23 protein-coding genes are annotated in these 25,835 nt (G+C 72.7%); 8 read left to right on the plus strand and 15 right to left on the minus strand.

What is annotated here, in order from left to right:
* Positions 1–5: 5 nt before the first annotated feature.
* Both rpsJ and KSE_RS15645 read right to left on the minus strand, forming a co-directional pair.
* Positions 6–314, minus strand: coding sequence for a 30S ribosomal protein S10 (rpsJ, locus tag KSE_RS15640; RefSeq protein WP_012785157.1), 309 nt, complete (start codon positions 312–314; stop codon positions 6–8).
* Between the two features lie 432 nt (positions 315–746).
* Positions 747–2,570 carry a hypothetical protein gene (locus tag KSE_RS15645; RefSeq protein WP_014136288.1) on the minus strand — a complete coding sequence of 608 codons (1,824 nt, stop codon included), beginning with the start codon at positions 2,568–2,570 and terminating at the stop codon, positions 747–749.
* 187 nt (positions 2,571–2,757) lie between these two features.
* Between KSE_RS15645 and KSE_RS15650 the strand changes: the two genes are divergently transcribed.
* Entirely contained in the window at positions 2,758–4,497 is a 1,740-nt protein-coding gene (locus tag KSE_RS15650) for a hypothetical protein (protein WP_148283101.1), read from the plus strand.
* 117 nt (positions 4,498–4,614) lie between these two features.
* Here KSE_RS15650 and KSE_RS15655 read toward each other — a convergent pair whose 3' ends face one another.
* From KSE_RS15655 to rfbB, 6 genes are all read right to left on the minus strand, one after another.
* Positions 4,615–5,520 carry a glycosyltransferase family 2 protein gene (locus tag KSE_RS15655; protein ID WP_014136290.1) on the minus strand — a complete coding sequence of 302 codons (906 nt, stop codon included), beginning with the start codon at positions 5,518–5,520 and terminating at the stop codon, positions 4,615–4,617.
* Positions 5,521–5,525: 5 nt separating this feature from the next.
* Entirely contained in the window at positions 5,526–5,921 is a 396-nt protein-coding gene (locus KSE_RS15660) for a DUF2304 domain-containing protein (protein ID WP_014136291.1), read from the minus strand.
* Positions 5,921–6,607, minus strand: coding sequence for a glycosyltransferase family 2 protein (locus KSE_RS15665; RefSeq protein WP_014136292.1), 687 nt, complete (start codon positions 6,605–6,607; stop codon positions 5,921–5,923). Before KSE_RS15665 ends, KSE_RS15660 begins: the two co-directional genes overlap by 1 nt.
* A gap of 71 nt (positions 6,608–6,678) precedes the next feature.
* Complete coding sequence (locus KSE_RS15670; protein ID WP_014136293.1) at positions 6,679–8,004, minus strand: polysaccharide biosynthesis protein; 1,326 nt, start codon at positions 8,002–8,004, stop codon at positions 6,679–6,681.
* Complete coding sequence (gene rfbD, locus KSE_RS15675) at positions 8,001–8,858, minus strand: dTDP-4-dehydrorhamnose reductase (protein ID WP_033257987.1); 858 nt, start codon at positions 8,856–8,858, stop codon at positions 8,001–8,003. Before rfbD ends, KSE_RS15670 begins: the two co-directional genes overlap by 4 nt.
* A gap of 53 nt (positions 8,859–8,911) precedes the next feature.
* Complete coding sequence (rfbB, locus tag KSE_RS15680; protein WP_014136295.1) at positions 8,912–9,889, minus strand: dTDP-glucose 4,6-dehydratase; 978 nt, start codon at positions 9,887–9,889, stop codon at positions 8,912–8,914.
* 83 nt (positions 9,890–9,972) lie between these two features.
* On the opposite strand from rfbB, the gene rfbA reads away from it, so the two are divergent.
* Together rfbA and rfbC are read left to right on the plus strand one after the other, a co-directional pair.
* On the plus strand, positions 9,973–10,848 hold the full coding sequence (gene rfbA / locus KSE_RS15685; RefSeq protein WP_014136296.1) for a glucose-1-phosphate thymidylyltransferase RfbA: 876 nt from the start codon (positions 9,973–9,975) through the stop codon (positions 10,846–10,848).
* Positions 10,845–11,444 carry a dTDP-4-dehydrorhamnose 3,5-epimerase gene (gene rfbC / locus KSE_RS15690; protein ID WP_014136297.1) on the plus strand — a complete coding sequence of 200 codons (600 nt, stop codon included), beginning with the start codon at positions 10,845–10,847 and terminating at the stop codon, positions 11,442–11,444. Before rfbA ends, rfbC begins: the two co-directional genes overlap by 4 nt.
* 63 nt (positions 11,445–11,507) lie before the next feature.
* On the opposite strand, the gene KSE_RS15695 is transcribed toward rfbC, so the two are convergent.
* On the minus strand, positions 11,508–11,954 hold the full coding sequence (locus tag KSE_RS15695; RefSeq protein ID WP_014136298.1) for a GtrA family protein: 447 nt from the start codon (positions 11,952–11,954) through the stop codon (positions 11,508–11,510).
* Between the two features lie 71 nt (positions 11,955–12,025).
* On the opposite strand from KSE_RS15695, the gene KSE_RS15700 reads away from it, so the two are divergent.
* Entirely contained in the window at positions 12,026–13,627 is a 1,602-nt protein-coding gene (locus tag KSE_RS15700) for a DUF2142 domain-containing protein (protein WP_014136299.1), read from the plus strand.
* Between the two features lie 203 nt (positions 13,628–13,830).
* On the opposite strand, the gene tuf is transcribed toward KSE_RS15700, so the two are convergent.
* From tuf to KSE_RS15725, 5 genes are all read right to left on the minus strand, one after another.
* Positions 13,831–15,024, minus strand: coding sequence for an elongation factor Tu (gene tuf / locus KSE_RS15705; protein WP_014136300.1), 1,194 nt, complete (start codon positions 15,022–15,024; stop codon positions 13,831–13,833).
* A 207-nt stretch (positions 15,025–15,231) separates the two neighbouring features.
* On the minus strand, positions 15,232–17,337 hold the full coding sequence (fusA, locus tag KSE_RS15710; RefSeq protein WP_014136301.1) for an elongation factor G: 2,106 nt from the start codon (positions 17,335–17,337) through the stop codon (positions 15,232–15,234).
* Between the two features lie 39 nt (positions 17,338–17,376).
* A complete protein-coding gene (gene rpsG, locus KSE_RS15715) occupies positions 17,377–17,847 on the minus strand; it encodes a 30S ribosomal protein S7 (protein WP_014136302.1) in 471 nt (156 codons plus the stop codon).
* 2 nt (positions 17,848–17,849) lie between these two features.
* Positions 17,850–18,221 carry a 30S ribosomal protein S12 gene (gene rpsL, locus KSE_RS15720; protein WP_014136303.1) on the minus strand — a complete coding sequence of 124 codons (372 nt, stop codon included), beginning with the start codon at positions 18,219–18,221 and terminating at the stop codon, positions 17,850–17,852.
* Positions 18,222–18,562: 341 nt separating this feature from the next.
* The gene (locus KSE_RS15725; RefSeq protein WP_231873175.1) at positions 18,563–19,150 is read right to left on the minus strand and encodes a DUF1707 and DUF4190 domain-containing protein; all 588 of its coding nucleotides are present in this window, start codon (positions 19,148–19,150) and stop codon (positions 18,563–18,565) included.
* 222 nt (positions 19,151–19,372) lie between these two features.
* Between KSE_RS15725 and KSE_RS15730 the strand changes: the two genes are divergently transcribed.
* The 4 genes from KSE_RS15730 (at position 19,373) to KSE_RS15745 (ending at position 24,603) form a co-directional block, all read left to right on the plus strand.
* Positions 19,373–20,152: an ABC transporter ATP-binding protein gene (locus KSE_RS15730; protein WP_014136305.1), complete on the plus strand. Its 780-nt coding sequence runs from the start codon at positions 19,373–19,375 to the stop codon at positions 20,150–20,152.
* Positions 20,149–21,792 carry a hypothetical protein gene (locus KSE_RS15735; RefSeq protein ID WP_014136306.1) on the plus strand — a complete coding sequence of 548 codons (1,644 nt, stop codon included), beginning with the start codon at positions 20,149–20,151 and terminating at the stop codon, positions 21,790–21,792. The genes KSE_RS15730 and KSE_RS15735 overlap by 4 nt, the downstream gene beginning before the upstream one ends.
* Positions 21,793–22,090: 298 nt before the next feature.
* Positions 22,091–23,401, plus strand: a complete 1,311-nt coding sequence (locus tag KSE_RS15740; RefSeq protein ID WP_014136307.1) for a DUF2786 domain-containing protein — start codon at positions 22,091–22,093, stop codon at positions 23,399–23,401.
* A 38-nt stretch (positions 23,402–23,439) separates the two neighbouring features.
* Positions 23,440–24,603, plus strand: coding sequence for an ADP-ribosylglycohydrolase family protein (locus tag KSE_RS15745; protein WP_014136308.1), 1,164 nt, complete (start codon positions 23,440–23,442; stop codon positions 24,601–24,603).
* 28 nt (positions 24,604–24,631) lie between these two features.
* Here the strand turns inward: KSE_RS15745 and KSE_RS15750 are convergent, their stop codons facing one another.
* On the minus strand, positions 24,632–25,627 hold the full coding sequence (locus tag KSE_RS15750; RefSeq protein ID WP_033257969.1) for an ADP-ribosylglycohydrolase family protein: 996 nt from the start codon (positions 25,625–25,627) through the stop codon (positions 24,632–24,634).
* Positions 25,628–25,835 lie beyond the last annotated feature (208 nt).

Raw genomic sequence — 25,835 nt, forward strand, 5'->3', positions numbered from 1 at the left:
GCCTCTCAGAGCTTGATCTCGATGTCGACGCCCGCCGGCAGGTCGAGACGCATCAGCGAGTCAACCGTCTTCGGCGTGGGGTCGAGGATGTCGATCAGACGCTTGTGAGTGCGCATCTCGAAGTGCTCGCGCGAGTCCTTGTACTTGTGCGGCGAGCGGATGACGCAGTAAACGTTCTTCTCAGTGGGCAGCGGCACCGGGCCCGCGACCTGCGCACCAGTACGGATCACCGTCTCGACGATCTTCTTCGCCGAAGAGTCGATGACCTCGTGGTCGTAGGCCTTGAGCCGGATGCGGATCTTCTGTCCCGCCATGGCTACTTCGTAGTCCTTTGTGTCGTACGTCGCTGCACGGTCCCTCCTCCGACCCCCGCGCTCGGGCGTGTCGCCCTCGCGCCTGCAAAAAACCGGCGAAGACGATCTCGTCGGTTTCGAACTGACGGGGAACTGAGGTGGGCCGGGCCGGTACCCCGCACACGCTTCCCGGAAGATTCCCGTACTTTCGCCCCGCAGCTGCCGCGGTGTCGCTTACACACCACTGCACCCACACACAGCACGTGGGCACATGAACGGCCATTCACGGGAACGACGAGTACATGGGACTCGCTTCCGGTCCTCCCGGCGGGAGGCGCGCAGCATCGGTACTCAACCGAGCAACCCGGACATCCTGCCACAGGTCGGAGCCGATACGCCAATCGGCCCCCCGCCGCTCGCGCGGTCGGGGGGCCGATCGGGACGGTCGGGCCGTCAGCCCTTGCGCCAGAGCACCCAGCCGTGCAGCTTGTTCACCTTGTCGACCTTCCAGCCGGCCGGCGCCTTCGGCCAGCTCTTCGCCGGGTCGCCGTCCGCGGCCGCCGGCACCAGCGCCACGTTGGCCTGCTCGGGGATCGGGTCGCCGTAGCTCAGGCTCCTGGTCCAGACCCGGCCGGGGTAGACCTCGTAGGTCTGGGCCATCCGGATGCCCCACTCGACGTCCCACTCCATCACCAGGTTGTCGCCCGGCTTGAGGCCGGCGTCCTTGGTGAAGCCGGTGGCCATGTAGCCGTTGTAGGTGAAGGAGTTGTCGACGATGTTCTCGTCCAGCGTGGTGGTCGCGTAGAGCGCGAACGCGCACAGCGCGCTGGTCAGCGCCCACACCACGCGCCGGCCGCCGGCCATCCGCAGCAGGACGAAGAAGCCCAGCACTATCAGCGCGGCCGCGGTGGTGCGCACCATGTGCAGCTTGGACCACTCGGAGGCGAGCAGCAGCGAGTCCGGCATCGCCCACGGGATGATGGCCAGCTTGTAGAGCGCCTTGCCGACCAGCCGGACGATGAAGGCGCAGGTCAGCACCGTGAACAGGGCGCCGGCCAGGTACAGGCCGGCCACCTGGCGCAGCCGGGACCGGTACAGCACCGCGACGCCGATCACGAAGAACACCGGGACCAGCGGGGCCAGGTAGCGGGCGTAGATCCAGTTGTCGATCCGGTCGTCGGTCGGCAGGCCGGCCGCGGAGGCCAGCGAGATGCCCGCCACCAGGGCGACCGCGCAGAACGACACCACCCGGTCGGCGAGCGCGAAGCGCCGGCTGACGATCGCGGCGCAGCACACCACGATCGCGACGGCGGCGAAGCCCCAGGAGGAGATGGCGAAGTACCACCACTGGCCGACCATCCGCTTGACGGTCCGGCTCAGCAGGTGGTCGTTCAGCAGGTTCTTGAAGACCTGGCCGCCCACCGAGCTGGCCGGGCTGTCCTTGAACTGGGACTCCAGCCAGGCCGCCATCAGCTTGCCGGCGAGCACCCCGACGGCCAGCGCGCCCAGGCCCACCGCGCCGGCGGCGCGCGGCACCCAGCCGAAGGCCAGCACCACGACCAGGACCAGGCCGGTCAGCGCGACCACCACGCCGCCGCGGTCGTGCGTCGCCATCGCGTAGGCGGCGCTCAGGCCCATGCCCGCGGCGAACAGCATCCGCCGGCGCGCGCTGCCGCCGGGGGTGAGCCATCCGTGCATGCAGATCAGCCAGGCCAGCAGGATGACCGGGAAGACCGCCTCGGACATCGCGTACTCGGCGTAGTACACCACCGGCGGCATGAAGGCCGCGGTCATCGCGGTGACCAGGGCCAGCGGGCGGCCGATGGCGAGCCGCCGCAGCGCCAGGTAGGCGAGCGGGAAGACCAGCGCGTTGACCACCGAGTTGGTGGCCATCACCAGGTGGTAGACGCTGCTCGGGTCCTTGCCGAGCAGGAAGGCCGGGACCAGCAGCAGCGGGTACCCGCCGGGGATGACCACGCCCACCGGCATCTCGGTCACCGGCTGGCCGGCCAGCACCCGGCCGATCACCAGGTAGGAGGCCTCGTCCGCGTGGATGGTCGGGTAGGAGTGGTGCAGCGAGAGCGCCAGCCGGTAGCCGACCTGCAGCAGGTAGCCGACCAGGACCGCCAGCGTCCAGAAGCGCGGGCGCGCCACCAGCGCGGCGCCGCGGGTCCGCGCCGCCAGCAGCACCCGGTCGAACCGGGCCCCGGACCGCTCGCCGCTGCCGGAGCGGTCGTTCCCCCGCGGGGCGTCGAGCTCTTCGGTGACGGGTTGCACCCTGTTACTCCCCTGTTGTGTGGTACGCGCGCCGGCCTGCTGGTCCCGCGATGGTGCGAGGAGTGTGTCACGGCCCGGCCCCGGCGGGCCAACGTCGGGGGCGAACCGTCCAGTCCGAGCGGACTTCGGGGCCTGGCAGAATCTCGGGAAGACAGGGGTCCGCCCCTCCGTGACGAAGGACGACGACGTGACCATCAGCACAGCTCCGCCCGCGCCGCCACGGCACCGGCGCCTCCTGGGCTCAGCCGGCTCCGACGGCAAGCTCGGGACCACCCTGGTCGGCCTCCTCGGGGAGGGCCTGGTCTCGATGGCGGCGGCTCTGCTGATGCTGGGCCTGTCCGTCAACGTCGAGCTCAACCCGATGACCCGGGTCGGCGCGGTCAGCGGACTGGCCGGCCTGCAGTTCTACTACCTGCTGCTGATCGGCGCGGTACTGCTGGTCGCCATACCGCTGATGCGCCGCTGGCGGGCCCTGCCCGTCCGGATGGTCAGCGCGGCGCTGGCCGGCCTGGCCACCGGCCTGACCGCGGCCGGCATCGCGCTGGCGCTGCGCGGCTCGGACTGGCCGCTGAACGGCTCCTCCGGCGACGCCGGCTCGCTGCAGGCCTGGGCCACCGCCATCGTGGACGGCCGCCCGCTGGACCCGGCCTACCCGCCGCTGTTCCCGCACCTGATGGCGCTGGTGTCCCAGACCGTCACCGACGGCCGGATGGGCCTGGCGCTCAAGGTCCTGGAGCTGGTCTTCATCGCCGGGATGGGCCCGGTGGCGTACCTGTGCTGGCGCACCGTGCTCCCGCCGCTGTGGGCGCTGGGCATCGGCGTGACCTCGGCGCTGCCGATGATGCAGCCGTACAAGCCGTACACCAACATCGTGCTGGTCGCGCTGGTGCCGCTGCTGGCCAAGCTGTTCCAGCTGCTGCAGCGCTCCGCCCTGCTGCCGCGGCGGACGGCGGCGCTGGCCGGCGGCGCGCTGGGCGTCACGACCGGCCTGCTGTTCCTGCTGTACTCGGGCTGGTTCGTCTGGTCCGCGCTGGGCGTCTGCCTGCTGGTGCCCGCGGTGCTGTTCCGGACCTGGCGCGGCCACGGGGTCCGGGCCCTGGTGACCTCGCTGGTCACCCTGGGCACGACGCTGGTCGGCTTCCTGCTGGTCGCGGGGGCGTACCTGTACCAGCTGCTCACCGCGGCCGGCACCGCGGTCGACCGCTACTGCTACTTCGACACCTACACCGAGCCCACCTACTTCGTGATGTGGCGCGACGACCTCCCCGGTTCGGACGCCATGAGCACCTGGCCGCTGCCCGGCGAGCTCGGCGGCGTCGGGCTGTTCAGCCTGCTGCTGCTGCTCGGCCTGGGCGTCGCCCTGGCGGTGGGCGCGCGCAACGCGGTGGTGTGGGTGGCCGGGGCCTGCGCGGCGAGCGCGATGCTGATGCGCTACTGGTTCGCCTCCCACATGGAGCGGGACCAGGCGGTCATGCTCTACCCGCGCACCAGCGCGCAGATGCTGTACTGCCTGCTGGTGCTGACCGGGGTGGCCGCCTACCTGCTGGCCGAGCGCTACCGGGCCCGCCGGGCGGGTCTGCGGGAGGAGGACGCCCCGGCGCACGCCGGACAGTGGCTGGTGGGCCGCCGGTTCGTGCTCGCCGCCGTGTGCGCGCTGGGCCTGCTGTACGGGATGGCGGGCTCCTCGACGGCCGCCAAGTACATGCCGGAGGACCCGGACCGGGGCAGCGCGGGCCAGCTGGCCTGGCACTCCCACAGCCAGCAGAACGACAACGGCAAGTGCTCGCCGTACGCCCCGAACGGCAAGTGCGCCCCGAGCGCCTGGGACCTGCACGCGCCGATCGAGAAGCCGGTCGACACCGGGAAGCTGGGCTGCTGGACCACCAACCCGTACCCGCTGCGGCCGTGGATGGCCCTGGTCAAGTGAGTCCCGCGGGCGCCCCGGTTCCTCCCGGGGCGCCCGCGGCGCGGACAACGCCTGAGGGGCGGGGACACGGTTCGTGTCCCCGCCCCTCAGGCGTGTTCGCGGGTCCTCCCGCGGACGTCAGGAGATCCCGGCCCCGCGGGCGAGCGCGTGCCGGGCCAGCCGCCGCACGCCGTCCGACTGCCCCCGCTTTATGGCGCCGGGCAGCATGGTCAGCGCGTGCAGCCGGGAGGCGCTGTGGAAGCGGGCGGCCCGGGCGGCCCGGGACCAGCCGCGGGCGTCCATCCGGGCCGCGACGGCGGCGAAGTAGCGCTCGGCCTCGGCGAACCGGGTGCCGGAGAACGCCTGCACCGAGGACTCGGAGACCGCGTGCCGGCGGTACTGGAACACCGTGGTGCCGCTGTCCACCACCATCTGCTCGCCCAGTTCCAGCAGGTCGACGACCAGCGCCAGGTCCTGGATCACCGAGTACTCGTCGCGGAAGTTGACCGTGCGCAGCACGTCCCCCCGCCAGGTGATCGACGGGAAGTACAGCCAGTTGCCGCGCAGCACGCTGGCGGCCAGCTCCTCGCCGCCCATCAGCCGCCGGCCCTCGACCTTGGGCGCGTACAGCCGGCGCTTGGTCTGGTCGACCAGGCTGGAGACGGGCTGGCCGCGGCCGTCGATCACCTCGACGCCGGGCTGCACCATGCCGACGCCGGGGTGCTCGGCGAGGATACCGCGGACGGTCTCCAGGTAGTGCGGGTGCAGCAGGTCGTCGCAGCCCATGATCACCACGTGGTCCGCCTCGGAGAGCCGGACGCACTTCTGGAAGTTCTTGGTGATGCCGAGGTTCTGCTCGTTGCGCTGGTACTCCACCCGGGGGTCGCCGAGCTGCTCGAACCAGCCCGGCACCTCCGGCTCCCGGCCGTCGTCGATGACGACCAGCCGGAAGTCCGGGTCGGTCTGCGCGAGCACGCTGCGGACCGCGTCCTGCATCTGCTTGACGTCCCCGTAGTAGGGGAGCATGAAGTCGAAACCTGGCATCTGGTTCAGACCTTGAGGGAGCCGGTCGACTTGGGGTCCTCGTCGGAGACGAGGCGCTCGTCGTTCGCGCGCGAGCCCTCGTTGATCGCGACCGTGCGGGCCAGGTCGGTGATCTTCTTCTCCAGCGAGCGGAAGCGCAGGAAGGTGTTCAGGGTGAGGAAGCCGACCCCGAGCACCATCACGTACAGCACCAGGTCGGTGCCGCGGCCGACGCCCATCTGCTTGGCCAGCCAGGTGACGTCGCCGGGGCGGAGCACCGCGAAGATGTTGACGACCACGAAGACCGAGAAGGCGATGCGCTTCCAGGCACGGGTGTTGGCCCGGTCCCAGCGACGGATGAACATCAGCGCCAGGGACAGCGAGCCCAGGATGAGGATCAGCTGGATCCAGAAGTACTTCATTACCGGCCACGCTCCCGGAGCGAGATGTCGAAGAGGATGTTCACGCCGTTGATCAGGGACTGGCCCTTGGCGCGGGAGTATTCGGTGTAGAGCACGTCCACCGGGACCTCGGCGACCTGCAGGTCGGAGCCCGCGAGGAAGCTGACGATCTCGGAGGCGTGGGCCATGCCGTTCATGGTGATCCGCAGGCGCCTGGCGGCCTCGCGGTTGAGCACCCGCAGGCCGTTGTGCGCGTCGGTGAGCTTGAGCTTGCGGGCGGTGGGGCTGACCGCGGCGGCGGTGCGCAGCACCACCCGCTTGATCCACGGCACCTGGCCGTTCTGCTCGATGAAGCGCGAGCCCAGCACGACGTCGGCCTGGCCGGTGCGCAGCAGCTGCACCATCACCTCGACGTCCTTGGTCTGGTGCTGGCCGTCCGCGTCGAAGGTCGCGAAGTACTCCGCACCGGGCTGGGCGAGAGCGTAGCGCAGTCCGGTCTGCAGGGCCGCGCCCTGGCCGAGGTTGACGGGGTGCCGGACCAGGTGGGCGCCGGTCCCCTCGACGTGCTCGCCGGTGGTGTCCGAACTGCCGTCGTCGACCACCACGATGTTGGGGAACGTCTTGCGGGCCGCCTCCACCACCTCGGCGATGACTTGGCCCTCGTTGTAAGCCGGGATGACCAGCCAGACGTCGTCGTAGTCGGACACAGTGGCTCCAGCGTCGGGTAGTCGGGCCTGGGCGGCCTGGTGGTTCGGTATGGGCGGGTCGCTCGTCATGTTCAGTCCGTGGTGGGGTGGCCGACCAGGTGGCCCGGGTCCGCGGAGGGCGATGACGGGCGGTGCTCCGGTGCGCTCGGGAAACTCGCCCTGAGCGCGGCCAGCATACCGAGCACAGTGGCGAGCGATCCAAGCGTGTAGGCGAGGATCACACGGGTGGCGACGTCGCCCGGCACCGCCGTGACGCCGACCAGCACGGCGGTGCCCGCCGCCCAGCAGGCCAGTTGCAGGTTGTGCCGTTCGAACACCATCAGGGCCTGGCCCAGCACCATCGCGAACATGTAGGCCACGGTGCCGACCGAGAGCAGCAGGAAGTCCAGGCAGCCGAGCCTGGGCTGGGCGCCGAACAGGACCTGGATCAGCCACGGGCCGAGCAGGGTGGCCGGCACGCCGCCGAGCACGCCGAGACCGCCGACCACCACCGCGATCTTGCGCAGCATCGCCGAGAACGCCGCCCGGTCGCCGGCCGCGCGGGCCGCGGAGAGGCCGTTGAGCAGCGAGGCCTGGAGCGAGCCGAAGACGAACAGCGGGACGCGGGCCAGCACCAGGGCGTTCAGCAGGGCGGCGATCAGCACGCTGTCGGTCGGGGCGAGCAGCTTGGTGCTGATCACCGCGGCGTTCACCACCACCTGCGACAGCAGGGTGGAGCAGACCAGCAGGCCGAGGCCGGAGGTCAGCTCGCGCCAGCCGATCCGCTCGCCGGGGCCGACCGCGCGCAGCAGCGGCGGGAGGGTGACCAGCATCGCGGCCACCGGGGCGACGGCCAGCACCAGGCTGAACGCCAGCGCGGAGTGCAGGCCGAACGCGGCGCAGCCGAAGGCGAGCACGATCCGCAGGCCGCCGTCGACGCCCAGCTGGACGCCGTAGGCGCCGAAGCGGCCGAGGCCGGCCAGCACGCCGCGGGTCAGGTAGCAGACCGCCATGCCGGCGAAGGCGCCGCCGAGCGCGGCCACCAGGGAGCGGTCGCCGTGGAAGAGGCCGTCCGCGAGCGGGCCCGCGGCGGCGGCCAGCACCGCCAGCACGGTGCCGAGGATCGCCGCGGTCAGCACGGCGGCCCGGCGCAGCACGGGGGCGGCGCCGTGGCCGAGCACCGCGCGGGCGGCGACGATCCGGGTCAGTTCCTGCTCGATCGGGAAGAACACGCCGATGCCGACCGACATCACGATGGTCCACAGCACCGAGACGTTGGCCATCGCCTCGGTGTCGAGGCTGTGGCCGGCCACGCCGAGGTGGACGTACGAGGCGGCGCCGAGCACGACGGTGCCCCCGGCGACCGCGAGGGTCCCCGGAGGCAGCGCGGAGGCGAGTTTGCCGAGCAGAGTTCTCATCTGGAGTTCTTCCCCGCGGCTGCGGCGAGTTCGGTGAAGACCGGGTCGGTGAGCGCCTGGGCGAGCTGTTCCCGCCAGTCGGGCAGCGGTGCCAGTCCGGCCTCGGCCCAGCGGGCGTGGCCGAGCACGCTGAAGGCGGGGCGGACGGCGGGCCGGACGAAGGCGGCCGAGGTGGTGGGCCGGATCCGTTCGGGGTCCAGTCCGCCGAGGCGGTACGCCTCCCGGGCCAGTCCGCACCAGGTGGTGCGGCCGCTCGCCGTGCCGTGGTAGACGCCCGCGGGGGCCTGCCGGTTGCGGCCCAGCGCGACCAGCCGCTCGGCCAGCGCGTACGTCCAGGTGGGCTGGCCGTGCTGGTCGTCGACCACGTCGAGGGTGTCGCGCTGGGCGCCGAGGCGGAGCATGGTCGCGACGAAGTTGTTGCCGCCGGCGCCGTACAGCCAGGCGGTGCGCACCACGTGGCCGGTCTCGGGCAGCAGTTCCAGGACGGCCAGCTCGCCGGCCAGCTTGGAGCGGCCGTAGGCGTTGACCGGGGCGGTCGGGGCGTCCTCGGCGTAGGGCTCGGTGCCGTCGCCGGGGAACACGTAGTCGGTGGACACGTGGACCAGCCGGGCGCCGGTCGCCGCGCAGGCGGCGGCCAGGTGGCGCACGCCGGTGCCGTTGACGGCGGTGGCGGCGGCCTCGTCGGTCTCCGCGCCGTCGACGTTCGTCCAGGCCGCGCAGTTGACCACCACGTCGTGGCCGCGGACGGCGGCCAGGACGGCGTCCGGGTCCGTGACGTCCAGTTCGGCGCGGGTCAGCGCGGTGGCCTCGAGGCCGGCGCCGGCCAGGACGCGGAGCACGTCCCGGCCGAGCATGCCGGCCGCGCCGGTGACCAGCCAGCGGCCGGTCGGGCTGTCCGGGGTGGCGGTCACTTCTCCAGCGCCGCCTTCGCCTTCAGCGGCTCCCACCAGGCGCGGTTGTCGCGGTACCAGGCGATGGTGGCGGCCAGGCCGTCCTCGAAGCGGACCTGCGGCTCGTAGCCCAGCTCGGTGCGGATCTTCGAGATGTCCAGGGAGTAGCGCAGGTCGTGGCCCTTGCGGTCCTCGACGTGCTCGACCATGTCCCAGCCGGCGCCGGCCGCGTCCAGCAGCAGGCCGGTCAGCTCCTTGTTGGTGACCTCGGTGCCGCCGCCGATGTTGTAGACCTCGCCGGCCCGGCCGCCGCGCATCACCAGGTCGATGCCCCGGCAGTGGTCGGAGACGTGCAGCCAGTCGCGGATGTTGCCGCCCTCGCCGTACAGCGGCACCTTCAGCCCGTCGATCAGGTTGGTGGTGAACAGCGGGATGACCTTCTCCGGGAACTGGTAGTGCCCGTAGTTGTTGGAGCAGCGGGTGACCACCACGTCCATGCCGTGGGTGCGGTGGTACGCCAGCGCGAGCAGGTCGGAGCCGGCCTTCGAGGCGGAGTACGGGGAGTTCGGCCGCAGCGGCCACTCCTCCGTCCAGGAGCCCTCGTCGATGGAGCCGTACACCTCGTCGGTGGAGACGTGGACGAAGCGGCCGACGCCGTGCTGGCGGGCCGCGTCCAGCAGCACCTGGGTGCCGACGACGTTGGTCAGCACGAACGGGCCGGCGCCCGCGATCGAGCGGTCGACGTGCGACTCGGCGGCGAAGTGGACCACCACGTCGTGGCCGGCCATCACCCGGTCCACGGCCTCGGGGTCGCAGATGTCGCCCTGGACGAACCGGTAGCCCGGGAGGGACGCGACCGGGGCCAGGTTCTCCTCGACGCCCGAGTAGGTCAGCTTGTCGAAGACGGTGATCTGGGCCGTCGGGTCCGCGCCGAGCTGCTGGCGGACGAATTCAGAACCGATGAAGCCGGCACCGCCGGTCACGAGGATGCGCATAGTGAGGCGAAGTCTAGCGTCCGCGCCGCGGGAGCCCGGCGGCGGGCCCGAGGCCCCCCGGCCGCTTCGCATAGGGTGCACCCATGCGTGGAATCCTTTTGGCCGGCGGCACCGGATCACGCCTGTGGCCGCTGACCCGGGCAGTTTCGAAGCAGCTGCTCCCCGTCTTCGACAAGCCGATGATCTACTACCCGCTGTCGACCCTGGTGATGGCCGGGATCAGCGAGGTCCTGATCATCACGACACCGGAGGACCGGCCCCAGTTCGAGCGGCTGCTCGGCGACGGCTCCCAGTTCGGCCTGCGGCTGGAGTACGCCGTCCAGGAGAAGCCCGAGGGCATCGCCCAGGCGTTCCTGCTCGGTGCGGACTTCATCGGCGACCAGCCGGTGGCGCTGATCCTCGGCGACAACATCTTTCACGGCAGCGGCCTGGGCACCCGGCTCGCCGAGCACACCGACGCCAAGGGCGGCCGGGTGTTCGCCTACCCGGTGGCCGACCCGACGGCGTACGGCGTGGTCGAGTTCGGTGCGGACGGCCAGGCGATCTCCATCGAGGAGAAGCCGGCCCAGCCGAAGTCCCGGTACGCGGTGCCGGGCCTCTACTTCTACGACAACCAGGTCGTGGAGATCGCCCGCGGCCTGAAGCCCAGCGCCCGGGGCGAGTTGGAGATCACCGCGGTCAACGAGGCGTACCTGGCGGCCGGCGAGCTGCACGTCACCATCCTCGACCGGGGCACCGCCTGGCTGGACACCGGCACGCACGTGTCGATGGTGCAGGCGTCGGAGTTCGTCCGGGTGATAGAGGAGCGCCAGGGCTTCAAGATCGGCTGCATCGAGGAGGCCTGCTGGCGGGCCGGCCTGATCGATTCCGCGCAGCTGCGCGCGCTCGCCGAGCCGCTGCTGAAGAGCGGCTACGGCCAGTACCTGGTCGGCCTGCTGGAAGAGGAGGACGGCCGGTGAGGTTCCGCGAACTGTCGATCCCGGGGGCCTTCGAGGTGACCCCGCAGCAGCACGGCGACCCCCGTGGCCTGTTCATGGAGTGGTACCGCTTCGACAAGCTGTCGGAGGTGGTCGGCCACCCGCTGCGGCTGGCCCAGGGCAACCTGTCGGTGTCCGCGAAGAATGTGGTGCGCGGCGTGCACTTCGCCGACGTCCCGCCCGGCCAGGCCAAGTACGTCAGCTGCGTGCGCGGCGCGGTGCTGGACGTGGTGGTGGACCTGCGGGTCGGCTCCCCCGCGTTCGGCCGCTGGGAGTTCGTCCGGCTGGACGAGACCGACCGCCGCTCGGTGTACCTGCCGGAGGGCCTGGGCCACGGCTTCTGCGCGCTGACCGACGACGCCACGCTGTCGTACGTCTGCTCCGAGACCTACAACCCGACCGGCGAGCACGGCGTGCACCCGCTGGACCCGGACCTCGGCATCGAGTGGCCGGTGGAGGTCCCGCAGCTCTCCGCGAAGGACGAGCAGGCCCCGACGCTCGCCGAGGCGCTGGCCTCCGGCCTGCTGCCCGACTACCGGGCCTGCCTGGAGTTCACGGCCTCGCTCGGCGGGGTCTGAGCCCTCGACCGCGCCGCCCGGGACGCGACCGCGTTCCGGGCGGCCGCTCGGGCCGGGGCGCGGTCAGGCGCTCTTGAAGACCCAGTGCTTGTACGCGATGTAGTTGATCACCGAGTTCACCGCGATGGTGATCAGGCGGGCGAGCAGGTAGAACACGCCGATCGCGGCGAGACCGCTCACCAGCAGGGCGGTCGAGACCCAGTTGAAGCCGGCCAGGATCAGGTAGCGGACCATCTGGCTGCCCACCGGCTGGACGCTGCCGAACGACCAGACCCGGTTCAGCGTGAAGTTCACGACGAAGGACACGATGACGGAGATCAGCGTGGCCACCGTGAGCTGGACGTGCAGCGTGCCGTGCAGGACGTAGAGCAGGGCGATGTCGACGCCGGTGCTCAGCCCTCCCGCCAGCAGGAAGCGCAGCAGGCTGTGCTTGAGGAAGACGGCCGCCCGTTGGGACGCACCGAGCCGGAGCGGCGCGGGCTCGGCGGTAAGGGACTCGGTAGGACTCACCCGCGCATGCTATACGGACGAACCGCTTACCTGATGGTCGGTCCCCGCTTTGGTCCGGCTATCGTCCTCGGGTGACCCTTGCATCCCCTCCCACCGGCGGGACCGCCGCTCCCGGGCGCCGGGCGCGGCTCTCCGCCCGCAGCCGCCGACGGACCTCCGGCCGCTCCCTGCTGACCTGGCCGGTCGCCTTCGTCGGCTTCTTCCTGCTCGCCGCCGGCTGGGCCCTGGCCGCGCCGTACGACGCGGGCCCGGACGAGTACCAGCACCTGGTCCGGGCGGTCGGCGCGGCCCGCGGGGAGATCGCCCCGGAGCCGACGGCGGCCGCCAACGGGACGGGCGCCTTCCAGCACGTCCCGGCCGGCCTGGTCCGGGACAACTGCTGGGCGTTCCGCGCCGGGGTGTCCGCCGACTGCGCGAAGGCGCCCGGCGGCGACGACCACCTGGTCGAGGTCGGCACCCGGGCGGGCCGCTACAACCCGCTGTACTACGTCCTGGTCGGCGGGCCCGCCGCGCTCTGGCCGTCGTGGAGCGGCGTGCTGCTCTCCCGGCTGGTGTCCTGCGCGCTGTCGGCCGCGTTCCTGGCCGCCGCGGCGACCGCCTGCGTGCGGTGGTCCAGGCACCGGCTGATGGCGGCGGGCGTGCTGGTCGCGGCCACCCCGATGGTGCTGCACCTGTCGGCCGCGCTGAACCCCAACGGCCTGGAGATCGCCGCCTCGCTGGCGCTGTTCACCGCGCTGGTCCCGGCCGCGCTGGGTGCGGAGAAGCTGCCGGGCCGGGCCTGGGCGGTGCAGGTCGGACTCGCCGGGGCCACCCTGGTCACCCTGCGCTCCCTCGGCCCGCTGTGGGCCGCGGCGGCGGTCGGCGTGCTGTTCGTCCCCCCGGTCCGGGGCCGGCTGCGGGCCCTGTGGAACTCCCGCGGGCTGCGGGTGGCCGCCCTCGTCACCCTGCTCGCCGCAGCCGCCGGCGCGCTGTGGACGGTCGGCATGCGGGCGGCCGAACTGAGCCCGGTCGCCCAGCCGGTCCACCTGACCTTGGTCCAGGCGCTGCGCTTCGAGGCGGTGGCCCGACTGCCCGAGTACCTGAACCAGATGATCGGCAAGCCGTCCTGGCTCGACACCGAGATGCCGGGCACCGTCTACGTGCTGTGGGAGCTGACCCTCGGCGCCCTGGTCCTGCCGGCCCTCGCCTTCGGCCGCTGGGCCGACCGCTGGCGGCTGGCGGCGATCGCCCTCGGCGGGGTGGCCGTGGCCATCGTCCCGGACGCGCTCAGCGTGAACTCCTACGGCTTCGCCACCCAGGGCCGCTACGTCCTGCCGCTGCTGGTCGCCCTCCCGGTGCTGGCCGCCTGGCTGCTCGGCGAGCGGGGGGTCCTGGACCCGGCCCGCGGGAACCAGCTCACCCGGCTGACCGCCCTGATCGTGCTGCCGCTGCAGCTGGTGGTCCTCGGCTTCACGATGATCCGCTGGCAGCGCGGGCTGACCTGGTCGACCGGCGCGGACCTGCCCAACTCGCCGCCCAACCGGCTGGCGCTGAACCCCCTGACCGGCTCCTGGCACCCCGTGGTCGGCTCCGCCACCGCGCTGCTCGCCGCGGTGGCCGGCGCGGCCCTCCTGCTGGCCTGGGTGTGGGCGCACACCCGGCGCCCGGAGGAGCAGCCGCCGCGGACGGCCTGACCCCTCCCCCGCCCGGATGCCCGGGCCCCCGCCCCGGGGGTCCGGGCATCCGTCGTCTCCGCCCCCGCCGCCGCCGCGCCAGGGCGGGCCGGGCGCAGCCGGCAGCCCGTGCGGGAACGCCGGAAGGGGCTCCCGGAACCTCGCGGTTCCGGGAGCCCCTTCCGTCTGCCTCCGGTGTCGGCAGGCCCTAGGCCGTCAAGGAATTACTTGACGATCTTGGTGACCTGGCCGGCGCCGACGGTACGGCCACCCTCACGGATGGCGAACTTGAGGCCCTCCTCCATGGCGACGGGCTGGATCAGCGCGACGGTCATGGCGGTGTTGTCGCCCGGCATGACCATCTCGGTGCCCTCGGGGAGGGTCACGACGCCGGTCACGTCGGTGGTGCGGAAGTAGAACTGCGGACGGTAGTTGTTGAAGAACGGGGTGTGACGGCCACCCTCGTCCTTCGACAGGATGTAGGCCTGGGCCTCGAAGTCGGTGTGCGGCGTGACCGAACCCGGCTTGATGATGACCTGGCCGCGCTCGACGTCCTCGCGCTTGATGCCGCGGAGCAGCAGACCGACGTTCTCACCGGCCTGGCCCTCGTCGAGCAGCTTGCGGAACATCTCGATACCGGTGACCGTGGTGGTGGTCTTGGTGGTCTTGATGCCGATGATGTCGACGGTCTCGTTGACCTTGAGGATGCCGCGCTCGATGCGGCCGGTGACGACGGTGCCACGACCGGTGATCGTGAAGACGTCCTCGATCGGCATCAGGAACGGCTGGTCGGTGAGGCGGGCCGGGGTCGGGATGGCCTCGTCGACGGCGGCCATGAGGCCGAGGAGCTTCTCGCCCCACTCCTTGTCGCCCTCGAGCGCCTTCAGCGCCGAGACGCGGACGACCGGCAGGTCGTCGCCCGGGAACTCGTACTCGGAGAGGAGCTCACGGACCTCGAGCTCGACGAGCTCCAGGATCTCCTCGTCGTCCACCATGTCGGACTTGTTCAGGGCCACGACGATGTAGGGGACGCCGACCTGGCGGGCCAGGAGCACGTGCTCCTTGGTCTGCGGCATCGGGCCGTCGGTGGCGGCGACGACGAGGATCGCACCGTCCATCTGGGCCGCACCGGTGATCATGTTCTTGATGTAGTCCGCGTGACCCGGGCAGTCGACGTGGGCGTAGTGACGCGCCTCGGTCTGGTACTCGACGTGCGCGATGGAGATGGTGATGCCACGCTGGCGCTCTTCCGGCGCCTTGTCGATCTGGTCGAACGGCGTGAAGGGGTTGATCTCCGGGTACGCGTCGTGCAGCACCTTGGTGATCGCCGCGGTCAGCGTGGTCTTACCGTGGTCGATGTGACCGATGGTGCCGATGTTGACGTGGGGCTTCGTCCGCTCGAACTTCGCCTTCGCCACTGCAGTCCTCCTGAGGACAGTTCTGTACGCCGTACGACGTCAGTTGGTCTGGATCGGGTTGTTGGCACGGGGCGCTGGTGTCGCGCCCCGTTGCCGTCCCGCGGGTGGGGGGTGCCCGGAGGGCTCCCGGGTGGTACCCGGACGGGCAAACGCCCGGGTGCCCTCCTTCTAGCCTAAAGGGTCTGATTCGTCCCGATTACGGGGACGTCACTCGCCCTTGGCCTTGGCGATGATGTCGTCCGCCACGTTCCGCGGAACCTCGGCGTACGAGTCGAACTGCATCGAGTAGCTCGCGCGACCAGAGGTCTTGCTGCGCAGGTCACCGACGTAGCCGAACATCTCGGAGAGCGGCACCAGCGCCTTGACGACGCGGGCACCGTGACGCTCCTCCATGGCCCGGATCTGGCCACGGCGGGAGTTGATGTCGCCGATCACGTCGCCCATGTAGTCCTCGGGGGTGGTGACCTCGACGGCCATCATCGGCTCCAGCAGAGCCGGCGACGCCTTCTTGGCACCTTCCTTGAACGCCATGGAACCGGCGATCTTGAACGCCAGCTCGGACGAGTCGACGTCGTGCGACGCACCGTCGAGCAGGCTGACGCGGACGCCCTGGAGCGGGTAGCCGGCGAGCACGCCGAACTCCATGGCCTCCTGGCAGCCGGCGTCGACCGAGGGGATGTACTCCTTCGGAACGCGGCCACCGGTGACCTTGTTCACGAACTCGTAGCCCTCGCCGGACTCCAGCGGCTCGATCGCGATCTGGATCTTCGCGAACTGGCCGGAGCCACCGGTCTGCTTCTTGTGCGTGTAGTCGATGCGCTCGACGGCCTTGCGGATCGTCTCGCGGTACGCGACCTGCGGCTTGCCGACGTTGGCCTCGACCTTGAACTCGCGGCGCATGCGGTCGACCAGCACCTCGAGGTGCAGCTCGCCCATGCCGGCGATGATCGTCTGGCCGGTCTCCTCGTCGGTGTTGACCTGGAAGGACGGGTCCTCCTCGGCCAGCCGCTGGATCGCGACGCCCAGCTTCTCCTGGTCGCCCTTCGACTTGGGCTCGATCGCGACGCGGATGACCGGGGCCGGGAAGTCCATGGACTCCAGGATGACCGGCTGCTTCTCGTCGGACAGCGTCTCACCGGTGGTGGTCTGCTTGAGGCCCATGACGGCGATGATGTCGCCGGCGCCCACCGAGTCGATCTCCTCACGCTTGTTCGCGTGCATGCGGTAGATCTTGCCGATGCGCTCCTTCTTGCCCTTGACGGAGTTCAGCACCGAGGTGCCGGACTCCAGGCGGCCGGAGTACACGCGGACGAAGGTGAGCTTGCCCAGGTGCGGGTCCGACATGATCTTGAACGCGAGCGCGGCGAGCGGCTCGTCGTCCGAGGCCTGGCGGACGATCTTCTCGTCGGGGTTGTTCGGCTTCGTACCCTCGATGCCCTCGATGTCGAGGGGCGACGGCAGGTACTTGACCACCGCGTCGAGCAGGGGCTGGACGCCCTTGTTCTTGAACGCCGAGCCGCAGAAGATCGGGGTGAAGTCCGAGTTCAGCGTGCCCTTGCGGATCGCGGCGACGATCAGCTCCTCGGGGATGTCCTCGCCCTCCAGGGCGAGCTCCATCACCTCGTCGCTGACGTTCGACACGGTGTCGATCAGGGCCTCGCGGTACTCCGCGGCCTGCTCGGCGAGGTCGGCCGGGATGTCGACGACGTCGTACATCTCGCCCTTGGGCGCGTCGGCCGAGTAGACCAGGGCCTTCATCTTCACCAGGTCGACGACACCGGTGAAGTCACCCTCGGCGCCGATCGGCAGCTGCATGACCAGCGGGGTGGCGCCGAGGCGGTCCACGATGGTCTGCACGCAGAAGAAGAAGTTGGCGCCCGTGCGGTCCAGCTTGTTGATGAAGCAGATGCGCGGGACGCCGTAGCGGTCGGCCTGACGCCACACGGTCTCGGACTGGGGCTCGACACCGGCGACGCCGTCGAACACCGTCACGCCACCGTCGAGGACGCGCAGCGAGCGCTCCACCTCGACGGTGAAGTCGACGTGGCCCGGGGTGTCGATGATGTTGATGGTGTTGTCGACACCGTCGAGGGTCCAGTGACAGGTCGTCGCGGCCGACGTGATCGTGATGCCGCGCTCCTGCTCCTGCTCCATCCAGTCCATCGTGGCAGCGCCGTCGTGGACCTCACCGATCTTGTACGAGACACCCGTGTAGAACAGGATCCGCTCGGTGGTGGTGGTCTTGCCCGCGTCGATGTGCGCCATGATCCCGATGTTGCGGACCTTGGCGAGGTCAAGGGAGGTTGCAGCCATGGTGGCTCGTTCTCTCTCTGTCTAGTGACGGGGTTCGGACTACCAGCGGTAGTGCGCGAAGGCCTTGTTCGACTCGGCCATCTTGTGGGTGTCCTCGCGACGCTTCACGGAAGCGCCCAGGCCGTTGCTGGCGTCGAGGATCTCGTTGAGCAGGCGCTCGGTCATGGTCTTCTCGCGACGGGCGCGGGAGTAACCGACCAGCCAGCGCAGCGCCAGGGTGTTGGCGCGGCCCGGACGGACCTCGACCGGCACCTGGTAGGTGGCGCCACCGACGCGGCGGGACTTCACCTCGAGGGTCGGCTTGACGTTCTCCAGGGCGCGCTTGAGCGCGACCACCGGGTCGGCACTGGTCTTCTCGCGGACGCCCTCAAGGGCGCCGTAGACGATCCGCTCGGCGGTGGAGCGCTTGCCGTGCAGCAGGATCTTGTTGACCAGCGAGGTCACCAGCGGGGAGCCGTAGACCGGGTCGATGATGACCGGGCGCTTCGGGGCGGGGCCCTTACGAGGCATTCTTACTTCTCCTTCTTGGCGCCGTAGCGGCTGCGGGCCTGCTTGCGGTTCTTGACAGCCTGGGTGTCAAGAGCGCCGCGGATGATCTTGTAACGCACACCCGGCAGGTCCTTCACACGACCGCCACGCACGAGCACGATGGAGTGCTCCTGCAGGTTGTGGCCCTCGCCCGGAATGTAAGCGGTGACCTCGATCCCGCTGGTGAGGCGCACACGGGCGACCTTGCGGAGAGCCGAGTTCGGCTTCTTCGGGGTGGTCGTGTACACACGCGTGCAGACACCGCGGCGCTGAGGCGAGGCCTCGAGCGCGGGGGTCTTGGTCTTCTGGACCTTGTCCTGCCGGCCCTTTCGGACCAGCTGCTGGATCGTAGGCACCGTTTCTCCGTTTTCTGTGTGCCAAGGCTCGGTGGAACTAACCTGCGGTGTGGCCCCGCACTCTCCGACCCACGCGGTCGGGCGTGTTGGGCCTTCTTCGGGGAAAGAATCACGGAATCCCATGAGCTGAGCTGCGGCTACGGCACACACCGAGCGGGTGGAGTCTCCGCTACGGCGGCCGATCTGCTGGCACGCACAAGGACCCGGGCACACCCCAGGCACAAGGTCAGAGCGTACCTAGCGCACAGGCGGCGGTCAAAACAAATGGAGCGCGCCCGGGCGGGCACGCCACCCGGCGGGGCAAGGGATCGGGCCGCCGCGCGGGGCGCGCCGGCCCCGGGTCAGCTCCCCGAGGCCGCCGCCAGCACCATGAGCAGGATCATCAACGCCCAGCCGGCCACCGAGAACCAGCCCAGCGCCAGACCCACCACCGCCAGGCTGTCGCCGGACTCGCCGGTGGCCCGGATCCGCTTCCGGGCCAGGTGGCCGGTGATCACGGCGGGCAGCCCGGTCAGGCCGACGGTGACCATGGTCAGGCAGCCGAGCGTCAGCGAGGCCACCGCCAGGCCGTTCTGCGGGGCGGCGGGCGGCGGGGGCGGGTAGGGCGGCAGGAAGGTGTGCGGCACCGCCGGCATCACCGGCACCGCGACGACGGCCGGCGGCGGCGGGGCGAGCGGCTGCACCATCGGACCGGCCGGCAGGTCCGCCACCAGCGCGGTCAACTGCCCGTAGGTCGCGGCCTGGTGCGCGGCCGCCATCCGCTGCTCGTACTCGGCGGCGGTCAGCCGGCCCTCGACGTACGCGGCCTTGAGCACGTCGATGGTCCGCTCGCGGTCGGTGTTGGCCGCCCGCATCGCGGACTGCGGCGTCGGCGCCGGCTGCCAGGGCTGCTGCCCGTACGGCGCCGGCGGCCCCCATTGACCTGCCACCGCGGCCACCTCCCCTTCCCCGTGCTGCGCGTGCTCCCAGCATGCAGGACGAACGGCGGGGGCGGGTAGTTGCCGGGAGCGGCGGGGAATGCGTGGCGCACCGCCGAACGGGGGATGTGCGGGAGGGGAGAACGATCACCGGGTCGCCCCCGAACCCCGCCCGCACCACCCCGTCCGTTCACGAACCGCCCTCGACCGCCGTCGACTTGGAGGCCCCCCGCCATGGAGGCGACCACCCCGCCGCCCGCCGTCTCGATCCGCGACCTGTGGAAGCGCTTCGGCGCGCGGACCGCCGTCGCCGGACTGAGCCTGGACCTGCCCGCCGGCTCGTTCATCGGCCTGGTCGGGCCGAACGGGGCCGGCAAGACCACCACGCTGTCGATGGTCACCGGACTGCTCCGGCCGGACCGCGGGACGGTGCTGGTGCACGGCGCGGACGTCTGGCGCGACCCGGTCGCGGTGAAGGCCCGGATCGGCATCCTGCCGGAGGGCCTGCGGATGTTCGAGCGGCTCAACGGGCGCGAACTGCTGCGCTTCAACGGCCGGTCGCGCGGCCTGCCCGGCGCCGAGACCGACCGGCGGGCCGAGGAGCTGCTGGCCGTGCTGGACCTGGCCGGCGCCGCCGACAGGCTGGTCGCCGACTACTCCACCGGCATGCGCAAGAAGATCGGCCTGGCCGCCGCGTTGCTGCACAACCCCGACGTGCTGTTCCTGGACGAGCCGTTCGAGGGCGTCGACCCGGTCTCCGCGCAGACCATCCGCGCGGTGCTGACCCGGTACGCCGCCTCCGGCTCGACCGTGGTGTTCTCCAGCCACGTGATGGAGCTGGTCGAGTCGCTGTGCGACTGGGTCGCCGTGGTGAACGCCGGACAGGTGGTCGCCGCCGGGCCGATCGCCGAGGTGCGCGGCGGCAGTTCGCTGCACCAGGCGTTCCTCGGACTGGTCGGCGTCCGGGCGGACGACGGCCCGGCGCTCGACTGGCTGGGCGGGGGCCACCGGTGAGCGCTGCTGCTGACACCCGGGCCGCCGCCGACCGGGCCGCCGCCGACCGGGCGGCCGTCCGGGCGCTGGTCGGGCTGAAGCTGCGGCTGCTCCGGAACGGGCTGCGGCGCAGCCGGGGGATGGCCGTCGGGTACGTGGTCGGGGTGTGCGCCGGGCTGCTGGTCGGCCTGTCCGGCGCGCTCGGGCTGGCCGCGCTGCACGGCCGGGCGGGCGCGGCCGACGCGGCCGCGGTGCTGGTGGCCGGGCTGACGGTGTGCTGGGCGGCGATGCCGCTGTTCTTCTTCGCCAGCGACGAGAGCGCCGACCCGACCCGGCTGACCATGCTGCCGCTGCGGCCGGCCGCGCTGCTGCGCGGAAGTCTGCTGGGCGGGCTGATCGGGCCCGGCCCGCTGGCCAACGCGCTGCTGCTGACCGGCGGCGCGGTGGCGGCCGGCCGGGGCGCGGCCTCGGCGGCGGTGGCGGTGCTCGCGGTGCCGCTGGTGCTGCTGGTGCTGGTCGCGCTGATCCGGGCGATCGGGGCGGCCAACGCCCGGATGCTGTCCAGTCGGCGCGGCAAGGACCTGGCGGTCTTCGGCGGCCTGCTGTTCGCGCTGCTGGCGCAGGCGGGCAACCTGGGCCTGCAGAGCTCGTTGAACGGTTCGCGGCCGGGCGTCGACCTGTCGGTGCTGCACCCGTACGCCTCGGTGGTCCGGTGGATCCCGCCGGTCGCCGCGCTGGACGCGGTGCGCTCGGCCGGGGAGGGCGCGTACCTGCTCGCGGCCGGGCAGCTGCTGCTCACCGCGGCGGTGCTGGCCGGGCTGCTGGCCTGGTGGCTGCGCGGCCTGCGGGAGCTGATGGTCAGCGGCGACTCCTCGACGCTGCTGGAGTCCTCGCCGGCCGCCACCGCCCGGGCCGAGGGCTGGTGGCGGCTGCTGCCCGCGGGCCGGGTCGGCGCGGTCGCCCAGCGGCAGCTGCGGTACGCCTGGCGCGAGCCGCGGGCGAAGGCGGCGGTGTTCACCGGCATCGGCATGACGGCGGTGTTCGCGGTGCTGTCGGCGGTGCAGGGCTGGGGCTCGGTGTACGTGGTGGCGATCGGCGGGCTGATGCTGGGCCTGCAGTCCGGCAACCTGTTCGGCGGCGACGGCTCCGGGTTCTGGATGGTCGGCGCCACCCTCGCCACCCGCCGGGACGCCCGGGACGAACTGCGCGGCCGGGTGCTGGCCGTCGCGCTGTACGCCGTGCCGGTGCTGCTGCTGTTCGGCCCGCCGGCCGCCGCCCTGAACGGCGACTGGGGCGACCTGGCCCCCGCCCTCGGCCTGGCGCTGGCCGCCCTCGGCACCTCGCTCGGCGTCGGCTCGCTGCTCAGCGTGCTCGCCCCGTTCGCGCTGCCCGCCGACGGCAACCCGATGCGCAACGCCGCCCCGGGGCAGAACGGCGCGGTGATGCTCAACGCCTTCGGCTCGCTGGTCGGCGTCACGCTGCTCTGCCTGCCGGTCGGCGGACTGCTCGCCTTCCTCCTCCTCGGCCACCACCCGTCCTGGCCCCTGCTGCCGGTCGGCGTGCTGTACGGGACGGCGCTGGCCCTGCTCGGCGTCCGGATCGCCTCCGGCCGGCTGATCGGCCGGGTGCCGGAGGTCCTCGCCAAGGTCACCGAGCGGTAGCCGCGCGCCGTCCGGAACGACAGCCCTTCCGGACGGGGCACCCCCGCAAGGCCGACACCCCGGCCGACGGCGTCCCGCAGGAACGGCGAACGCCTGCGGACGGGACACCCCGGGAGCCCGGCGCACCGGCAGCGGACCCGACGTCGGCAGCCCGCGCGGAGCGCCGCCCCGCCCCGCCCCGCCCCGCGCGGCAGCGCGGCAGCCGGTCCGGTCCGGGCTCCCGGTGCGCTCCGGCATCATGGAGGGCGTCCCCTCCCCCGTCCCGTTCCCCCGTCCCCCGCAGGAAGCAGGAAGCGCCGTGGCCAGCACCGATCAGCCCGTGGACGAGCTGGTGGCGGAGGCGGTGGCCCGGGTGGCGGGCGCGCCGGCCGGGGGGCTGGAGTACGTGGTGGACGGGGCGGCGTCGCTGCTGGCGGCGTCCGCGGAGCGGTGGCCGGCGGTGAGCCGGGCGCTGCTGGGGGCGGCGGAGCGCGCGGTGGGCCGGTGCTGGGCGGCGGGGTGGCAGCCGGCCGACCTGGTGCGGGTGGCCCGGCGGGAGCTGGCTCCGGTGCAGGTCGCGCTGGCGGTGGACCTGATCGCGGCGGAGGGCCGGCGGTACCCGGCGGCGGCGCTGGAGCGGCGCTGGCTGGAGCAGTTGCGGGAGTTGGACGCGCACCCCTGGTGGCCGTCCGACGAGGCGTACCTGCCGGAGTTCGCGGCCCGGCACCGGCTGGACCGGTTCGCGCTGGCCACGGCGGCGCTGGAGCTGCTGCGGGCCTGGTCGCTGCTGCCGCCGGTGCAGCCGGTGGGTCCGGCGCCGGGCGGGTCGTCGGCGGCGCCGCGGGCGAGCGCCCCGCGCGCGGACGAGCCGCGGATGCTGGGGCGGATCCGGGCGCTGCTGGCGAAGGCCGAGTCGACGGAGTTCCCGGACGAGGCGGAGGCGCTGAGCGCGAAGGCCCAGGAGTTGATGGCCCGGCACTCGATCGACGAGGCGCTGCTCGCGGCGGGCGGCGGCCGGTCGGCGGACGACCCGGCGGCGGTCCGGATCGGCGTGGACAACCCGTACGAGGGCCCCAAGACGATGCTGCTGGACGCGGTCGCGGCGGCGAACCGGTGCCGGGTGGTGTGGGCGAAGGAGTTCGGGTTCTGCACGGTGGTCGGCTTCGACGCCGACCTGGACGCGGTCGAACTGCTCTACACCTCGCTGCTGGTGCAGGCGACGGCGGCGATGCACCGGGCGGGCAGCCGCAAGCACAAGGACGGCGCGGCCCGGACCAAGGCGTTCCGGCAGTCCTTCCTGGTGGCGTACGCGGCCCGGATCCGGGAGCGGCTGGCGGAGGCCACCGAGCGGGCCACCGAGGACGCCGCGGCGGGCCGCGCGCACGACACCGCCCAGGAGGCCGGCCCCGGTGCCGGACCGGGTCGGGAGGGCGCGCCGCTCGTCCCCGCCGGGGGCCTGCTGCCGGTCCTGGCGGCCCGGGCGGAGGCCGTCGACGACGCGGTGGGCAAGATGTTCCCCAAACTGGTGTCGCAGCGGGTGCGGGTGAGCGACGGCGAGGGCTGGGCCGAGGGCCGGGCCGCCGCCGACCGCGCCTCCCTGCACCGGGGCACGGGGCGGATCGCGCGCTGACCGGCCCCGGCGGCACCCCGGAGACAGGGGGACGACCGATGGATCTCGCACGACTCACCGACCGGGTGCGGGGCGCGCTGCTCGGCGGGGCGCTGGGCGACGCGCTGGGCTGGCCGATCGAGTTCCAGCGCCTGGACCGGATCCGGATCGAGTACGGGCCGGACGGCCTGACCGACCTGGCGGACGCCGGCCGCGGCGGGCAGGTCACCGACGACACCCAGATGACCCTGTTCACCGCGGAGGGCCTGCTGCGCGGCGGCACCCCGGAGGACCTGCACGCCGCCTACCGGCGCTGGTTCGCCACCCAGCGGCTGCCCGGGCCGGTCCGGAACCCGGACGGCTGGCTGTCCGGCCACCCGTTCCTGTACGCCTCGCGGGCCCCGGGCAACGCGTGCACCAGCGGCGTGGCGCAGAGCTACCGGCCGGCCGCGGCGTTCGGCGCGGACGGCCCGGTCAACCCGCACTCCAAGGGCTGCGGGACGGTGATGCGCTCGGCCCCGTTCGGCCTGATCGGGCTCGCCCCGGCGGAGGCGTTCCGGCAGGCGGCGGTCGCCGCCCAGCTCACCCACGGCCACCCCACCGGCTACCTGGCGGCCGGTGCCTTCGCCGAACTGATCGCCCGCGTCACCGCCGGCGCCCCGCTGCGCGCCGCCCTCGACGCGGTGCTCGTCCGACTCGACGCGGAGCCGGCCGGGCTGGAGACCGCGCACGCGCTGCGCCGGGCGGTCCGGACCGCCGAGACCGAGCCGGCCTCGGCGGAGGCCGTCGAGCGGGTCGGCCTCGGCTGGATCGCCGAGGAGTGCCTGGCCGTCGCCGTCTACGCGGCGCTGGCCGGGGCGGACGCCCGCGCGGCCCTGGTGCTCTCGGTGAACCACTCCGGCGACAGCGACTCCACCGGCGCGGTCTGCGGCAACCTGGTCGGCGCGCTGTACGGCCTGGCGGGCCTGCCCGCCGACTGGTGCGCGCTGGTCGAGGGCCGCGAGACCACCCTCCAGGTCGCCGACGACCTGGTCGCCTTCGCCCACGGCGACCGCGCCGCCCTGGCCGACCGCTACCCGCTGCCGGGCGCCCCGCTGCCCGCCGCCCCGGCGCCCGCGCCCGTCCTCGCCCCCGAACCCGCGCCCGCGCCGACTCCGCGCCGGGCCTCCGCGCCCGCGCCGACCGACCCGGGCGGGCGCACCCGCTTCCGCCAGCGCGACTGACCCGGGCCCGGCGGCCGCCGGGCCCGGGTCAGTCCCAGAGCGCCCCGAAGGCCAGCAGCTCCTTCCGGTACTCGATCCGCTCCGTCCACTCCCGGGGCCAGGCGTCGGCGCCCCGGTGGGCGCCGGCGAAGGCGCCGGCCAGGCAGGCGAGCGAGTCGGAGTCGCCGGAGGAGACCGCCGCGCGGCGGACCGCGGCGACCGGGTCGTCGGGCATCAGCAGGAAGCAGAGCAGCGCACTGGCGAAGGCTTCCTCGGCGACCCAGCCGGCGCCGGTGCGTTCGCACGGGTCGGCCTCGGGGTCGGCGGCGGCGAGGGCGGCGTCGAGCCGGTCGAGGGCGCGCAGGCTCTCGTCCCAGCCGCGGGCGATGAACTCCTCCGGGGAGCCGAAGTGGTCCCGGGAGGAGAGGTCGCCGAGCCAGGACTCGTCGTAGCGGGTGCGCTGTTCGTGCGCGTGGGCGCGCAGCCGGGCGGGGAGTTCGGCGGGGTCGACGCCCTGGGCGAGCCAGCGGACGGTGAAGGCGGTGAGCTCGCTGGCGGCGAGCGCGGTGGGGTGGCCGTGGGTGAGGCCGGACTGCAGCTGGGCGGCGCCGGCCACCTGGCGTTCGGTCAGCTCGCGGACCAGGCCGAGCGGGGCGACCCGCATGTTGGCGCCGCAGCCCTTGGAGCCGATGTCGCTGGCGTCCTGCCAGGGCCCGCCGGTGGAGAGCCGGAAGCAGGAGCGCAGGCAGGTCATGCCGGGGGCTCGGTTGTTGTCCGGCGAGCGCCACCAGTCCACGAACTCGGCGCGCAAAGGGAGTTCGAGGCGCAGCGGGACGAGCGGGCCGTCGGCGAGGGCGTCGCGCAGGGCGCGGGCGAGGGCCAGGGTCATCTGGGTGTCGTCGGTGACCTGGGCCTTCTTCGGGAGCGGGAGCTGCCGCCAGTCGGGGCTGAGCAGTCCGATCTCCGCCATGGTGAGGAACTCGGTGCGCTTGCCGATCGCGTCGCCGATCGCCAGCCCCAGCATCGCCCCTGTCGCCCGTCGCATCGCGCGCTCCCTCCTCGGCGGTCCCCCGGAGCTTCTTCCGGCTTCTCGGACCTCGACCTGCGGGGCAGCCGGCCGGGTTCGCGCGGCGGCGCCGGCCCGGGGCCTCGCGGGGCGGTGCGCCACAGGACTCGGTCGGTTCCCATTCTGACGAGCGGGGCGCCCGGGCAGAAGTGGTTTCCGGCGCCGGCCCCTCCCCGCTCGCCGCGCG

The sequence above is a fragment of the Kitasatospora setae KM-6054 genome (genome assembly GCF_000269985.1).
GTDB classification, from domain to species: Bacteria; Actinomycetota; Actinomycetes; order Streptomycetales; family Streptomycetaceae; genus Kitasatospora; species Kitasatospora setae.